We start from the raw sequence: 14,423 nt of genomic DNA, 5'->3' as shown, positions 1-14,423 counted from the left end.
CGCCTAGGAAAACGTCTTCCTTCCTCGGATGGTAGCGAGCCGGAACGGGCAACCGTCAAGAGGTCAACTCAGGTCATCGAGCTGGGAGTTGCTCGCCCCCATTGCGAACCATCGGCGTCCTGTGCCATGTTGAGGCAAACGTTTCCCGTGGAGGTGGGCCGTGACGTCACTGGTGGATGTCGCACGGGCAGCGGGGGTGGCCGTGGCCACCGCGTCGCGGGTGCTGAGCGGATCCGACCATCCCGTCTCGGCGAAGACACGCGCCAAGGTCGTCGCGGCCGCCGAGAAGCTGGACTACTCGCCCAGTGCCCTGGCGCGGGCGATGGTCTCGCCCAACAGCCGTCTCATGGGCGTTCTGGTGAGCGACATCGTCAACCCGTACTTCTCCGTGATCGCCCGAGGCGTGGACGACGTGGCGACCCGGGCCGGCTACGTGACCATGCTGTCCAACGTCGACCGGAGCACCGCCACGGAGATCAGCCGGCTGCAGGCGATGCGGGACTACCGCGCCGCGGGAGTGATCTTCGCGGGCAGCGGTTACGTCGACGACCCGCACAGACCGGGCCTGCTCAAGGCCGTCCGTCAGGCGCGGGAGCAGGGCATCCTGGCCGTGTCACTCGCCGACCGCGACCTCGGCTGCCCGACCATCACCGTCGACCATCACGCCGCCGCCCACGACATCACGGACCACCTCGTCGCGCTCGGCCACCGCCGGATCACGTTCATCGAGGGGCCGTCCGGCATGACCGTCACCCGGCAGCGCAGGGAGGGCTTCCTCGCCCGCATGCGCGACGCGGGACTCGGCGGCGGCGCACGCTGCGTGCCGGGCGGTTTCGACTACGAGGCCGGTCACACCGCGACCCTGCGGCTCATCGCACGCCGGCCGCTGCCCGATGCCGTACTCGCGGCCAACGACGAGGTCGCGGTCGGTGCGCTCGGCGCCCTGCGTCAGGCGGGCATCGACGTGCCGGGCGAGATCTCCGTCGCCGGCATCAACGACCTCAGGGTCGCCCAGCACGTCGGCCTGACCACGGTGAGCCTCCCGCTGTACGAGATGGGCTCCCTGGCCGCCCGCCACATCATCGAGTCCGCACCGGGCGCCGCCACCGATGGCGCTGCGACCACCACGCTCAGCCATCGGCTCGTCCCCCGGGAGACCACCGCCCGGCGCCCGCCGGAGCGATGAGGTCCCGCCGCTTCCCGGCCCGCTACTGCCCGGCCAGACCGGTATGGGCCACGCCGCTGACGATCTGGCGCTGGAAGAAGACGAAGACGACGATCAGCGGCAGGCCCGCCATGAGGCCGCCCGCCATCAGCTGCGCCCACTGGATCCCGTAGGAGTTCATGACGGTCGCGATGCCGTTCGGCATGGTCATCAGGTCGGGGTTGTTCGTCACCATGTAGGGCCACAGGAAGTTGTTCCACGACGCGATGAACGTGAAGATCCCGACGGCCGAGAGCGAGGGGCGGGACAGCGGCAGGACGATGGTGAAGAAGACCCGCCAGCGTCCGGCGCCGTCGATGTACGCGGCCTCCTCCAGCTCGTGCGGGATCGACTGGAAGAACTTGTAGAGGATGTAGACCATCGCGGCCGGCGCGCACTGCGGCAGGATCATGCCCCAGTAGGTGTCGACCATCCCCATGGACTGGACGGTCGTGAAGAGCGGCACGCCGAGCACGGCGGGCGACACCATCAGGCCCGCCATCACCAGGCCGAGGAGTGCGTTCTTGCCGCGGAACTCGGTGCGCGCGAAGCCGTATCCGGCGAGCGCGCTGACGAGTACGACGATGAAGGTGACGCAGACCGAGACGATGACCGAGTTCACGAACCAGTTGGTGATGTTGCCGCTCTCGAAGAGCGCCTTCCACGCCTGGCCCGTCCACTCCTGGGGCACCCAGTGGGTGGGCACCTCGACGGCCTCGGTCTCCGACTTCAGGGAGGTGAACAGGGCCCACAGCAGCGGCGTCATCCACACGGCGGAGACGGCGACGCCGAGCGCGGTGAGCACGATCTGGCTGGGGGTCCACTTGCTCTTCCTGGGCACTGCGGCGGTGCTCATCGCACGCCCTCCTCACGCTTGCGAAGGAGCCACATCCGGCCGAGGGCGACGGCCGCGATGAGCACGAAGAAAATGATGGAGATCGCGGAGGCGTAGCCCACGCGGTAGGCGGTGAAGCCCTCTTCGAGCGTGTACTGGACGAAGGTCCGGGTGCTCTCCTCGGGCCCAGGGCCGAAGTCCTGCATCACCACGGCCTGGTCGAAGACCTGGAGCGAGGCGAGGATCTGCAGCGTGATCACGAGGCCGGTGATGTTGCGCAGCATCGGCAGGGTGATGTGCACCATCCGCTGCCAGGCGCCCGCGCCGTCGAGCTCCGCGGCCTCGTACAGGTGCCGCGGGATGTTCTGCAGGGCCGCGAGGAAGAGCAGGAAGCTGAAGCCGACGGTCCACCACAGGGTGGTGATCACGACCGCGAGCAGGGCGGTGGACTTCTGGGTCAGCCAGGGCGTGTCGAGGCCGAAGACGTGGTTGATCATTCCGGTGCCCGGGTTGAACAGCCACTGCCACAGGTTGCCCGCGACCGTGGACGGCAGCAGGAAGGGGGCGAAGAAGCACAGCCGCCACAGCCACTTGGCGCGCTCGATGTGGTGGGCGAGCATCGCGAGCAGGAACGCGAGGACCACGATGCAGGGCACCACGAGCAGGGTGAAGTACGCGCTGTGGCCGAGGGAGTCCCACAGGAGCGGGCTGTCGAGGGCCTCGCGGTAGTTGTCGAGGCCGACGAAGCGTTCGCCCGTCCCGGAGATGTTGGCGTCGGTGAAGCTCAGCCACAGGCCGCGGCCGATCGGGAACAGCACGAAGAGCGCGAACAGGGTCAGGAACGGGGCGACGAACCAGCCGCCGTGCTGAAGACGGCGGGTCAGCCGGGCCCGGAGCGCATCGGTGCCCGCCGCCGGGACGGTCCGTACGGCGGCCGGTGCGACCGCGGTGTCGACGGCGCTCACGCGGCGGACCCTCCCTCGGCCGCGGACCGGCCTTCCATCGGGTTCTTCATCGCGACCAGCTTTTCGAGTACGTCCTTCATGCGGCGGGCGGTGGCATCCGGCTTGGCGGAGCCGACGTTGGAGGAGGCGATGACGGGGCCGATGCGCTGGGCGAGGAGTCCGGTGGATCCCGCGAACCAGGCGGACGGCTCGACCGCCATGTGGTCCATCGCCGAGACGTACTCGGACTGCGGCTCCAGCGACACGTACTTCTTGTCGTCCAGCGTGGGCAGGTAGGCGGGGATGTGGCCGCCGCGCGCCCAGGCCGTGGCGTTCTTGACGACGTACGCGGCCAGTTGGTGCGCTCCCTCGTTCGTGGCGCCGCCGCGCTGCGACTGGTGCGGCAGGACGAAGCAGTGCGACTCGGTGTGCGTTGCGGGTTCGCCGAAGACGGGCGGCAGCGGGGTCGCGCCGTAGTCGAGCTTCGCGCCGCTGAAGACGGGCACCGACCAGTTGCCCTCCCAGGTGAAGGCGGAGCCGTTGACGAAGGACTCACCGTCGGCGATGCCGATCGCGGTGGAGTAGCCGTCGGTCAGGTGCTGCCGCAGGAACTCAAGGACCTGGGTGGCCTTGTCGGTGTCGAGGGTGACCTCCCGGCCGTCGGCGCTGAGGCAGGTGCCGCCGAGCTGGGTGTAGAAGGAGAGGAAGAACCACCAGGAGAAGTTGGGTTCGTCGGCCTTGATGCCGATGGTGTGGACGGCTCCCTCGACGGCCTTCTTGGCGGCCTTGAGCGCCTTGAACCAGTCCTCGGGCGAGGTGACCTTCGCCAGGTCACCGTCCGCGCCGAGCAGTCCCGCCTTCTCGCACACGTCCCTGCGGTAGAAGCAGAGCTGGGCGTGGATGTCGAGGGGAAGGCCGTAGAGCTTGCCGTCGACCACGGCGCGCTTCCACAGGACGGGGTTGAAGTCCGCCTCGCGCACCCCGTACTCGGCGAGCAGCCGCACGTCCCAGGGGTCGAGCAGCTGTCCGGGGGCGAAGCCGGGGATCCGGCCCAGGTGCATGACGGCAAGGTCGGGGGCGCGGTTCCCGGAGGCTGCCATGGCGAGCTTGGTGTAGTACGGATTGCCCCACTGGAGGGTCGAGTCCAAGACGCCGACCCGGGGGTTCGCGGCGCGGAAGGCGTCGAGCATCGCGATCATGTTGGCGCCGTCGCCGCCGGAGAACAGATTCCAGTAGCGGACCCGTACGTCCGCGTCCGACGCCAGCGCGGAGGCGCTGCGATTCGCGGCGGCGAGTCCGAAGCTGCCCGCGACGGCGAGCGCTCCGATGCCGCCGAGCACACCTCGTCGGCTGGGGAGGGGTGGTGACATTGCGGCTCACTTCTGTTCGATATTTCGAATGCTGCTCGCAACTTCGAACGGGACCGTAAGGTTGAACGCCGGGCACGTCAACGGTTCGGACAGAGCCGGGGCCGAAGTCCCAGGAATTTCACGGAAGTTGTTCGACATCACGAACCTCGGCACGCACCTCGGCCACTTCCTGCGCAATGCGTTGACGTGCCGCTCCGCGCTACCTAAGTTGCCGTTCGACCTACTGATCAGCGTTCGACATACCGCACACAGACTGGGGTACGCATGGCACGCAGACGCTGGAGACTCGGGCTCACCCTCGGAGCCCTGCTCGCCGGAACGCTCGCCGCGGGACCCACCGCCGCGGCCGAACCCACCGACTACACCCTCTCCGTCGACCAGGCCCGCACCGGCGCGAAGATCGACGACTCGATGTACGGCGTCTTCTACGAGGACATCAACCGCGCGGCGGACGGCGGCCTGTACGCCGAGCTCGTCCAGAACCGCTCCTTCGAGTACTCCACCGCCGACAACGCCTCGTACAAGTCGCTGACCTCGTGGGACACGTCCGGCTCCGCCCAGGTCCTGAACGACGACGGCCGCCTCAACGCCCGCAACCGCAACTACCTCTCCCTGGCGGGCGGTTCATCCGTCACCAACTCCGGATACAACACCGGCATCGCGGTCACCCAGGGCAAGCGGTACGACTTCTCGGTCTGGGCCCGCAGCGGCGGGACGGGGAACGGCGCTGCGGGGAACGCGCCGCTGACCCTCACCCTGCGCGACGCCTCCGGCGACCTCGCCCCGGCCCGGCGCGTCACCGCGCGCGGCGGCTGGGCGAAGTACAAGGCCTCGTTCACGGCGGGCCGCACCTCCGCCACCGGCAGGCTCACGGTCGCCTCCGGCGCCCCCGTCGCCCTCGACGAGATCTCTCTGTTCCCCCGCGACACCTACAAGGGCCGCGCGAACGGCCTGCGCGCGGACCTCGCCCAGAAGGTCGCCGACCTGAAGCCCGGCTTCCTGCGCTTCCCCGGCGGCTGCCTGGTCAACACCGGCTCCCACGAGGCGTACGACGAGCAGTCCGGCTGGCAGCGCAAGCGCTCCTACCAGTGGAAGGACACCATCGGGCCGGTCGAGCAGCGCGCCACGAACGCCAACTTCTGGGGCTACAACCAGAGTTACGGCCTGGGCTACTACGAGTACTTCCAGTTCGCCGAGGACACCGGCGCCATGCCGCTGCCCGTGGTGCCCGCCCTGGTGACGGGCTGCGGTCAGAACAAGGCCACGGACGACCCGGCCCTGCTGAAGCGGCACATCCAGGACACCCTGGACCTGATCGAGTTCGCGAACGGCCCGGCGACGAGCGAGTGGGGCAAGAAGCGGGCGGCGATGGGCCACCCCAAGCCCTTCGGCCTCACCCACCTGGAAGTCGGCAACGAGGAGAACCTCCCCGAGGAGTTCTTCGCCCGCTTCAAGGAGTTCCGCTCGGCCATCGAGGCGAAGTACCCGGACATCACCGTCATCTCCAACTCGGGCCCAGACGACAGTGGTTCGACCTTCGACAAGGCCTGGCAGCTCAATCGCGACGCGGACGTCGCCATGGTCGACGAGCACTACTACAACAGCCCGCAGTGGTTCCTGGAGAACAACGACCGCTACGACTCCTACGACCGCAAGGGCCCCAAGGTCTTCCTCGGCGAGTACGCATCGCAGGGCAACAAATTCTCCAACGCCCTGTCAGAAGCTGCCTTCATGACTGGCCTTGAACGCAACGCCGACGTCGTCAAGCTCGCCTCGTACGCCCCGCTGCTCGCCAACGAGGACTACGTGCAGTGGAAGCCGAACATGATCTGGTACGACAACGACCAGTCGTGGGGCTCGGCCAACTACGAGACGCAGAAGCTCTTCATGCGCAACGTCGGCGACGAGGTCGTGCCCTCCACGGCCTCCGGCACCCCCGCCACGTCCGGTCCCATCACCGGCGCCGTCGGCCTCTCCACCTGGGCGACCAGTGCCGCGTATGACGACGTGTTGGTCACCGGTGAGAACGGCGGCACACTCCTGACCGACGACTTCTCCGGCGGTGACGGCCAGTGGAGCAAGGCCGCGGACAAGGGCACCTGGGCCGTCCAGGACGGCGCCTACGTCCAGTCCGACGAGGCCGCCGAGAACACCCTGGTCACGGCGGGCGACAAGGGCTGGCAGAACTACGACCTGAACGTGAAGGCCACCAAGAAGGCGGGCAAGGAAGGCTTCATGGTCGCCTTCGGGGTCAAGGACACCGGCAACCACTACTGGTGGAACCTGGGCGGCTGGAACAACACCCAGTCGGCCGTCGAGAAGACCGTCGACGGCGCGAAGCAGACCATGGTCCAGGACACGACGACCATCGAGACGGGCCGCAGCTACGACCTGCGCGTGGAGGTGCGCGGCCGCCAGGTCACGCTCTTCCTCGACGGCAAGAAGTGGGGATCCTTCACGGACGACAAGCCCGCCGAGCCGTTCCGCCAGGTCGTCACCCGCGACAAGGCCACCGGTGACCTCATCGTCAAGGTCGTCAACGCTCAGGGCTCGGATGCACGCACCAAGGTGGGCCTGGGTTCGGGCTCGAAGGTGGAGCGGAACGCGAAGGTGACCACGCTCGCCGCCGACCCGGCCGCCGAGAACACGAAGGACGCGACGCCGGTCAAACCGGTGACCTCGACGTTCAGGGGCGTGTCCGACACCTTCTCGTACACCTTCCCGGCGAACTCGGTCACTTTTCTGAGGATCAAGACCGGCTGAGGCAACCTTTCCCGCATGCGGCGGGGACAAGGGGGTGGCGGCTGCCCGGAGGTCATGGGGTTTCCCGGGCAGTCGCCGCACCACGTCCCCCCAGGAGAGGAACGACCGCTGTGAGCAGCAGCACCGGACGCCACCGCAGGACCCGCACGATCACCCTCGCCGCCGCCGTCGCCGTGGCGGCGGGCGCGGGAGGCGTCCACCTGGGTCTGGCCCCGGACGACGCGGACGCGGTCGCGGCGAGCAGCACCGTGGTCGTGTCGACCTCCGCGGCGCTCGAGTCCGCGGTGGCGAGCGCGTCGGCGGGGACCACGATCCAGGTCCGCGGCGGCACGTACCACCCGGTCAAGACCCTCAAGTCGACGGCGGACGGGAGCGCGGCCGCGCGCATCACGCTCGCCGCGTACGGCACCGAGAAGGTGAAGATCGACGGTTCGAAGCTCGCCGAGGGCTCCTGGCTCGCCGGGATCCACGGCGACCACTGGACCGTGCAGAATCTCACCTTCCAGAACTCCCCCGCCCAGGGCTTCGTCGCCACCTCCTCCGTCGGCGGCATCTTCAAGAACCTGGTCACCGCCGACAACGGCGACTCCGGGTTCACCCTGCGCGGCGACGGCACGACGGACAACCTGGTGCAGAATCTCGACAGCCACGGCAATTACGACGCCGCCACCCATGGCCAGAACGCCGACGGCCTGGCCGTGAAGTTCGGCTCGGGCACCGGCAACAAGATCACCGGGGCTCGTCTGTTCAACAACGCCGACGACGGCATGGACCTGTGGCAGTACGCGTCCCCCGTCACCGTCGAGCACTCCTGGGCCTTCGGCAACGGCAAGAACCGCTGGAACGACTCCGCCTGGGAGGGCAACGGCAACGGGTTCAAGCTGGGCGGCGGCGGAGCGAGCGCCGCACACCTGGTGAACAACAACGCGGCCTGGGACAACACCCTCCACGGCTTCACCGAGAACTCCAACCCCGGCGCCGCCGGCCTCAACCGCAACACGGCGTACGCGAACAAGGAGACCGGCTTCTACTTCGCCACGGGCAAGGGCCGCCTGGCCCGCAATCTGGCCGTGGCGAACGGCACGGGTACGGCCAAGCTCGGCTCCGGCACGGTCTCGGCCGCCAACAACTGGGACAGCGGCGTGGCCACCCCCGCCTTCAGATCCACGAACGCGGACACGGTGTACGGCGCCCGCCGGGCGAGCGGGGCGCTCCCCGCGACGACGTTCCTGACGACGGGGAGCACCGCCATCGGCTCGACCATGGACTGAATGCCGACGACATCATGCCTGGTCAGCAGGGTGACAGAGGTCTCACCGGGGGGTTCGGTTGGCGGCCGGGTAAGGGGCAGTGACAGGATGAGGTCCATGACCACCAAGGCTTATTTCGACATCACCATCGACGGCCAGCCCGAGGGCCGCATCACGTTCAACCTCTTCGACGACGTCGTGCCGAAGACCGCGGAGAACTTCCGCGCGCTCGCCACCGGCGAGAAGGGCTTCGGTTACGCGGGCTCGAAGTTCCACCGCGTCATCCCGGACTTCATGCTCCAGGGCGGCGACTTCACCGCCGGCAACGGCACGGGTGGCAAGAGCATCTACGGCGCCAAGTTCCCCGACGAGAACTTCCAGCTCAAGCACACCAAGCCGGGCCTGCTCTCGATGGCCAACGCGGGCCCCGACTCGAACGGCTCGCAGTTCTTCATCACCACGATCGTGACGAGCTGGCTCGACGGCAAGCACGTCGTGTTCGGTGAGGTCGCGGACGAGGAGAGCATGGCCCTCGTCAAGAAGATCGAGAGCTTCGGCTCGCAGTCGGGCGCCACCAAGGCCGAGATCGCCATCGCCGCCTCCGGCACCCTCTAGTTCCGGCTGGTACCTGGCACGAGCCCCCGCCGCACCGGCGGGGGCTCACCCATGTCCCGGTCAACGGCCCGGGTCCGGCCGTGGGCCGTCTCTACTGGGCACGGCCGGTCACGTAGCGCAGGCCGCCCAGGAGGTGGGCACGGAAGTCCGGGTCCGCGTAGGCCTCGTCGGCGTGGCCAAGGGCCGTGTAGAACATCGGGCCGCCCTCGTTCTCGTGGCACCACACCAGGGGGTGGTCCGCGCCCATCCCACCGCCTTCGTACGAGGTTTCGTCGGCGGACGCCAGGACCCGCACCGCGCCGCGCGGCGAGGCCCGGAAGTCGTACCATTCGTCGGTGAACTCCCAGGTGGCGGGGAGGTGTTCGGTGGCGGGGTGCGCGCGGTCCTCGACGGTCAGGCGGCCTGGCTGGTAGGCGGGGTGGCGGGCGAAGCGCGCGCCGAGGAGCTCGCCGTAGTACGGCCAGTCGTACTCGGTGCAGGCCGCTGCGTGGACTCCAATGAAGCCGCCGCCCGCCGAACGGTGTGCGCGCAGAGCCTCACGCCCCGCAGGGGTGAGGACGTCGCCGCTGGTGGAGAGGAAGATGATCGCCGCGTAGGCGGACAGGTCCTGCTCGAAGGCGGCCGGATCCTCGGTCGCGTCGGCGGAGCAGCCGCTCCCGGCGGCGAGTTCCCTCAGGGCGGTCACGCCCGCGGGGATCGACGCATGGCGGTACGCGGTCGTTCGGGTGTAGATCAGCAGGCGGGGGCTCATGGCCCCGATCGTAGGAGCCACGGTCATAGTCACGACCACGGTCATGGGCTGATGGACGGCAGCCGTGATGCGGAGGTCGCGGATGCGGAGGTCGCGGATGCGGGCGACCTCTCCCCCGCGCCGGGCGGCCCAAGGTAGCGTCAGCGGCAGTAATTGATTACCGAACATTGTTCCAGGTATCGAACGACCACGGCACAGAGGAATGGCGCCCATGCCCGATCTCACGCCCCCGCCCTCACCCCTGGGACCGATCCGCCTCCGGGCGACCGCGCACACCGCCCTGCGCCCGGCGGTCGCCGCGCGGATCACGGGCGGCTTCTGGGCCGCACGGCGGCACACCAACGCCTCGGTGAGCATCCCGCAGGGGCCCGAGCGCCTCGACCAGGCGGGCAATCTGGCCAACCTCCTTGCGGCGGCGGAGGGTTCGGGATCCTTCGTCGGGGACTTTCCGTTCCAGGACTCCGATGTCCACAAGTGGCTCGAGGCCGCTTCCTGGCAGCTGGCCGACGGGCCGTCGACCGACGGGCAGTCGACCGACGGGCAGCCAGCCCGCGATCCCGGCCAGGGCCGACTCGCCGCGGACGTGGAGCGGCTCGTGTCCCTCGTCGCCTCCGCCCAGGCAGCCGACGGTTACCTCCAGACGTACTACCAGGTCGCCCACCCCGAACGGCGCTGGAGCGAGCTCGACCGGGGCCACGAGCTGTACTGCGCGGGGCATCTGATCCAGGCGGCGGTCGCGCACCACCGGGCCACGGGCCGCCGCGAGCTCCTGGACGTGGCGCTCGCGTTCGCGGCGCACATCGACTCCGTCTTCGGGGCCGACAAGAAGATCGACGGGATCTGCGGGCACCCGGAGATCGAGACCGCCCTGGTGGAGCTGTACCGCGAGACCGGCGCCCGGCGCTTCCTCGATCTCGCCCGCCGCTTCACCGACCGGCGCGGCCACGGACTGCTCGCGGCGGGCAGCGGCAGCGGCACCAGCAGCGGCCACGACGATCCGGGGCCCGCGTACTGGCAGGACCACCTCCCCGTACGTGAGGCACCGACCGTCACCGGGCACGCCGTGCGCCAGCTCTACCTCCTGGCCGGGGTCACCGACCTGGCCATGGAGACCGGTGACGCGACGCTGCGCGAGGCCCTGGAACGGCTGTGGCACGCCATGGCCGCCACCAAGACCTACCTCACCGGCGGAGTCGGCTCGCGCCACGAGGGCGAGGCGTTCGGCGACCCCTTCGAGCTGCCGCCCGACCGGGCGTACGCGGAGACGTGCGCGGCCATCGCCTCCGTGCAGTGGTCGTGGCGGATGGCGCTGCTCACCGGCGAGACCCGCTACTCCGACCTCGTCGAGCGCACCCTCTACAACGGCTTCCTGTCCGGTGTCTCACTCCACGGCGACCGCTGGTTGTACGTCAACCCGCTCCAGGTGCGCGACGACCACGAGACCCGTACCGGCGACCAGGCGGCCCGCCGCACGCCCTGGTTCCGCTGCGCCTGCTGCCCGCCGAACGTGATGCGCCTGCTGGCCTCGCTCCCCCACTACGTGGCGAGCGGCGACGCAAAGGGCCTCCAGCTGCATCAGTACGCGACGGGTTCGTACGCGACGGACGCGGCCGGGGGCGGTGACGAGGCCGGGGCGGTCACGGTGGAGACGGACTACCCCTGGAAGGGCCGCGTCACGGTCACCGTCGACGCCGCGCCCGCGGACCGCGACTGGACGCTCTCGCTGCGCATCCCCTCCTGGTGCGCCGAGTTCACGGTGGCCGCACCGGACCGGCAGGACCGCACCGAGGCGGACCGGGGCTGGCTGCGGATACGGCGCCGCTGGCTTCCCGGCGAGCGCGTCGTCCTGGACCTCGCCCTGGACGTACGGCTCACGGAGCCGGACCCACGGGTGGACGCGGTCCGCGGCTGCGTGGCCGTGGAGCGCGGGCCCCTCGTGTACTGCCTGGAGAGCGTCGACCAGGAGGCAGGCCTGCGGCTCGACGAGGTGACACTGACGCCGACCGCCCGCACCGTCACCGAGCACCGTCCGGACCTCCTGGGCGGCGTCACGGTCGTCACGACCACCGGCCACCGCCGCTCGGGGCGGGCGGAGACTCGCCTGACGGCGGTGCCGTACTACGCGTGGGCGAACCGGGAGGACGGGGCCATGCGGGTCTGGATTCCGGGGAGTTGATGCGTGAGCCGGGGGCGGGAGGGGAGGTCGAGCAAGGCCGGGCGGCGCGTCGGCGTCATCGGGCGATGCCCGCCGCGATCCCCCGGAGCAGGTCCGCCCCCGAGTGGTGACCGACGGCCAGCAGGGGCGCGAGATCCAGTGCCTCACCCCTCCCCAACCCCCGGATCACCTGCGCCACTTGGGGTACGCACTCACCCCGCACCGCGTGCCGGAGCAGCGCTGCCGACACCAGGGGCGTGCGCGCCTCTGCCCCGCCCACCGCGGCCGCCAGAGCGCCGATCGGACGCCCCGTGGCGTGCCGGGCGAGGAGGGCGCCGCAGAGGATGTCGTCGCCGGACGGGGTGAGACCCGGGCCACGGCCGACGAGGGCGCGGGCCGCTTCGAGGACCCGGCCGGTGTCGTCCGTGCGCAGGGCTTCGCGCAGCTCCGCGGAGCACGGCGTGCACGAGTGCGGCGTGGACGAGTGCGGCGTGCACGAGTGCGGCGTGCGGTCACCGCCTCCGGCCGCGGCCCGTGCAAGCTCCGCGCGGCGGGCCTCGCGCACAGGAGCCGTGCAGAGCAGGTCCTGGGCGCGGGGCGGCGCCCAGGACCCGTCCGCCGCGACGCGCCAGGCGCCGAACTCCACCCGCCCGGCACCGAACCGGGCAGGCGTTCCGGGACGCACCCCTGCCCACCCCGGCCCCGGCCTCGCGAGGACGACCGCGTTGGGCACCCTGATCGCGTCCGGGGCGATCACTGCCACGGCGGGCAGTTCCGTGTCGCCCGTGGCGAGGTACACGGCGAACCGGGTACGGGCGGCCACGCGTCCGGAGCGCGGCGGGCCGTGCACGAGTCGGGCGACCGCGTCGCTCACCGCACCGACGATCACGCGGGCGGCTCCTCGAACGAGTCGCACGCGTCGCGCTCCTCGATGTCGTCGCTGTCGTCGAACGCCTTGAGCGCGCCCGTGAAGCACCGCATCGGCGCCACCGTCAGTCCGGCGCCGATCTGTCCGATGCCGGGCTCGCGGTGGGAGATGCCCGTCGTGATGACGGGTTCGATGCCGGTGTCCACGACCTTGCGGATGTCGATCCCGACGGGGCTGCCGACGAAGTCGAGGCCCGGCAGCTGGTAGTCGCGGTGCCTGCCGACCGTGAGGGTGGCCATCTCGCGGCTGATGCGGCGGGCACGCTCGGGGGTGCCGCCGACGAAGCCGACGATCGCGGGCGCGGCGGCGATCGCGAAGCCGCCGAGTCCGTGCACCTCCGCGATGGCGCTGTCGCCGATGTCCGGGTTGGCGTCGTCGGGCCCGAACCCGGCGAAGTACAGGCCGTCCACGGAAGCGGCAGGGGCCCTGAACCAGGCGTCGCCGAGCCCGCTGACCCGGATGCCGACGTCCACGCCGTTGCGGGCGAAGGCGGTCACGAGGGTCGAGTGCTCCACGCCGTGGCCGGCCATCATGGCCAACTTGCTTGCCGCCATGGAGAAGTTGAGGAACCAGTAGTTGTTCCCGCTGAGGAAGTCGAGCGCTTCGACTCCCCCCAGGTCGGCGGCGTGGGCGAGACCGGCGGCCAGTTCACGGGTGAGCAGAGCGCTTGCCGCGGTGTTGCGGCTGTGGCACTCGTCTCCCATCTGGAGCGCCTGTGCGGTGACCGTCCGCAGGTTCACCGGCTCGTCGCGTGCGCGGATCGCGGCGCGCAGGCTCGGCCCGAGACGCTCCCCCATCCACCGCAGCCGGGTCATCACGTCCTCGCCGAGCGCGCCGTAGCGCAGGCAACGCCCTTGCCCCTCATTGAGGTTGGAGTAGGAGCGGCGGCCGGTGACCGTGTCCTCGACCACCAGGAGCGGCATGGACCGGGAGATGATCCCGGCCATCGGACCGACGGCGTCGTGGTGATGGCACGGCTCGAAGCGGATCTCGCCGCCCGCGGCCTGCCGCTCGGCCTCGTCGGGCGTGTCCGCCCACCCTTCCAGGAGCACGGCTCCCGTGACGGCGGCCCGCATGGGCCCGCACATCCGCTCGTACGGGATGGGCGGCCCGGCATGCAGCAGCAGGCGTTCATCGGCGAGCCGGGGAATCACCTCCCCGGCGGGTGCGACGTCCACCAGGAGCGGCTGAACCGCGAGGACCGCGCCCAAAGCACGGGCGTTGGCCGCCTCGATCACGGGATGGGCGGTGAGCCGCGCCAGCTTGCCCCCGAGCCCCGCATCCCCACCGGCGGGCGGCCGCCAGTCGACGGCGTACACCGCGGCGCCCGATTCCCGCGCGGGCCGCGCGAATCCCTCCACGCCGACGGCGACGATGCGCGGCGGCGCGGCAAGCAGTGAGCCGGGACCACGCGATGGGCCCCCGGCCCCGTTCGCCACTGCGGCCCGGGGCACCTCCCCAACCCGGGGCACCTCCGCGACCCGGGGCACCTCGGCCGGACCGGCCATGCCGGCCGAGCTGGAGGCCGTCGCATCAGCGGAGGCGGTCCTTCCGGCCGGGACACCCGTCTCGGCCACACCAGTCACCCCACTCACCTTGCCCGCCCCA

General features: G+C 70.4%; 11 protein-coding genes. 5 read left to right on the top strand and 6 right to left on the bottom strand.

Going from position 1 to position 14,423, the window contains the following annotated elements:
* Positions 1-160: 160 nt before the first annotated feature.
* A complete protein-coding gene (locus tag M4V62_RS37260) occupies positions 161-1,186 on the top strand; it encodes a LacI family DNA-binding transcriptional regulator (protein ID WP_249591596.1) in 1,026 nt (341 codons plus the stop codon).
* 22 nt (positions 1,187-1,208) lie between these two features.
* Here the strand turns inward: M4V62_RS37260 and M4V62_RS37255 are convergent, their stop codons facing one another.
* From M4V62_RS37255 to M4V62_RS37245, 3 genes are read right to left on the bottom strand one after another with little or no spacing between them, the layout of a single operon-like run.
* Positions 1,209-2,060: a carbohydrate ABC transporter permease gene (locus tag M4V62_RS37255; protein WP_249591595.1), complete on the bottom strand. Its 852-nt coding sequence runs from the start codon at positions 2,058-2,060 to the stop codon at positions 1,209-1,211.
* A complete protein-coding gene (locus M4V62_RS37250) occupies positions 2,057-3,004 on the bottom strand; it encodes a carbohydrate ABC transporter permease (protein WP_249591594.1) in 948 nt (315 codons plus the stop codon). Before M4V62_RS37250 ends, M4V62_RS37255 begins: the two co-directional genes overlap by 4 nt.
* Positions 3,001-4,353: an extracellular solute-binding protein gene (locus M4V62_RS37245; protein WP_249591593.1), complete on the bottom strand. Its 1,353-nt coding sequence runs from the start codon at positions 4,351-4,353 to the stop codon at positions 3,001-3,003. Before M4V62_RS37245 ends, M4V62_RS37250 begins: the two co-directional genes overlap by 4 nt.
* 264 nt (positions 4,354-4,617) lie before the next feature.
* Here M4V62_RS37245 and M4V62_RS37240 point away from each other — a divergent pair, with 264 nt between their 5' ends.
* From M4V62_RS37240 to M4V62_RS37230, 3 genes are all read left to right on the top strand, one after another.
* Positions 4,618-7,116, top strand: a complete 2,499-nt coding sequence (locus tag M4V62_RS37240) for an alpha-L-arabinofuranosidase C-terminal domain-containing protein (RefSeq protein ID WP_249591592.1) — start codon at positions 4,618-4,620, stop codon at positions 7,114-7,116.
* Between the two features lie 110 nt (positions 7,117-7,226).
* Positions 7,227-8,387: a right-handed parallel beta-helix repeat-containing protein gene (locus M4V62_RS37235; RefSeq protein ID WP_249591591.1), complete on the top strand. Its 1,161-nt coding sequence runs from the start codon at positions 7,227-7,229 to the stop codon at positions 8,385-8,387.
* 96 nt (positions 8,388-8,483) lie between these two features.
* Positions 8,484-8,981, top strand: coding sequence for a peptidylprolyl isomerase (locus M4V62_RS37230; protein WP_249591590.1), 498 nt, complete (start codon positions 8,484-8,486; stop codon positions 8,979-8,981).
* Positions 8,982-9,072: 91 nt separating this feature from the next.
* On the opposite strand, the gene M4V62_RS37225 is transcribed toward M4V62_RS37230, so the two are convergent.
* Positions 9,073-9,732 (bottom strand): ThuA domain-containing protein, encoded by a 660-nt coding sequence (locus tag M4V62_RS37225; protein ID WP_249591589.1) that lies wholly within the window; start codon positions 9,730-9,732, stop codon positions 9,073-9,075.
* A gap of 211 nt (positions 9,733-9,943) precedes the next feature.
* Here M4V62_RS37225 and M4V62_RS37220 point away from each other — a divergent pair, with 211 nt between their 5' ends.
* Positions 9,944-11,908 carry a glycoside hydrolase family 127 protein gene (locus M4V62_RS37220; protein WP_249591588.1) on the top strand — a complete coding sequence of 655 codons (1,965 nt, stop codon included), beginning with the start codon at positions 9,944-9,946 and terminating at the stop codon, positions 11,906-11,908.
* Positions 11,909-11,963: 55 nt separating this feature from the next.
* On the opposite strand, the gene M4V62_RS37215 is transcribed toward M4V62_RS37220, so the two are convergent.
* Both M4V62_RS37215 and M4V62_RS37210 read right to left on the bottom strand, forming a co-directional pair.
* A complete protein-coding gene (locus M4V62_RS37215) occupies positions 11,964-12,803 on the bottom strand; it encodes an oxamate carbamoyltransferase subunit AllH family protein (protein ID WP_249591587.1) in 840 nt (279 codons plus the stop codon).
* A complete protein-coding gene (locus tag M4V62_RS37210) occupies positions 12,773-14,401 on the bottom strand; it encodes a YlbE family protein (RefSeq protein WP_249591586.1) in 1,629 nt (542 codons plus the stop codon). Before M4V62_RS37210 ends, M4V62_RS37215 begins: the two co-directional genes overlap by 31 nt.
* Positions 14,402-14,423: the final 22 nt, after the last annotated feature.

This window comes from Streptomyces durmitorensis (assembly GCF_023498005.1).
Lineage (GTDB): Bacteria > Actinomycetota > Actinomycetes > Streptomycetales > Streptomycetaceae > Streptomyces > Streptomyces durmitorensis.
This window is presented reverse-complemented; position numbering and strand designations above follow the sequence as displayed.

Excerpts from the sequence above, each read along its gene's own strand:
- M4V62_RS37240 (WP_249591592.1), top strand. The coding sequence starts at position 4,618 with ATGGCACGCAGACGCTGGAGACTCGGGCTCACCCTCGGAGCCCTGCTC.
- M4V62_RS37255 (WP_249591595.1), bottom strand. The coding sequence starts at position 2,060 with ATGAGCACCGCCGCAGTGCCCAGGAAGAGCAAGTGGACCCCCAGCCAG.
- M4V62_RS37245 (WP_249591593.1), bottom strand. The coding sequence starts at position 4,353 with ATGTCACCACCCCTCCCCAGCCGACGAGGTGTGCTCGGCGGCATCGGA.
- M4V62_RS37230 (WP_249591590.1), top strand. The coding sequence starts at position 8,484 with ATGACCACCAAGGCTTATTTCGACATCACCATCGACGGCCAGCCCGAG.
- M4V62_RS37220 (WP_249591588.1), top strand. The coding sequence starts at position 9,944 with ATGCCCGATCTCACGCCCCCGCCCTCACCCCTGGGACCGATCCGCCTC.
- M4V62_RS37225 (WP_249591589.1), bottom strand. The coding sequence starts at position 9,732 with ATGAGCCCCCGCCTGCTGATCTACACCCGAACGACCGCGTACCGCCAT.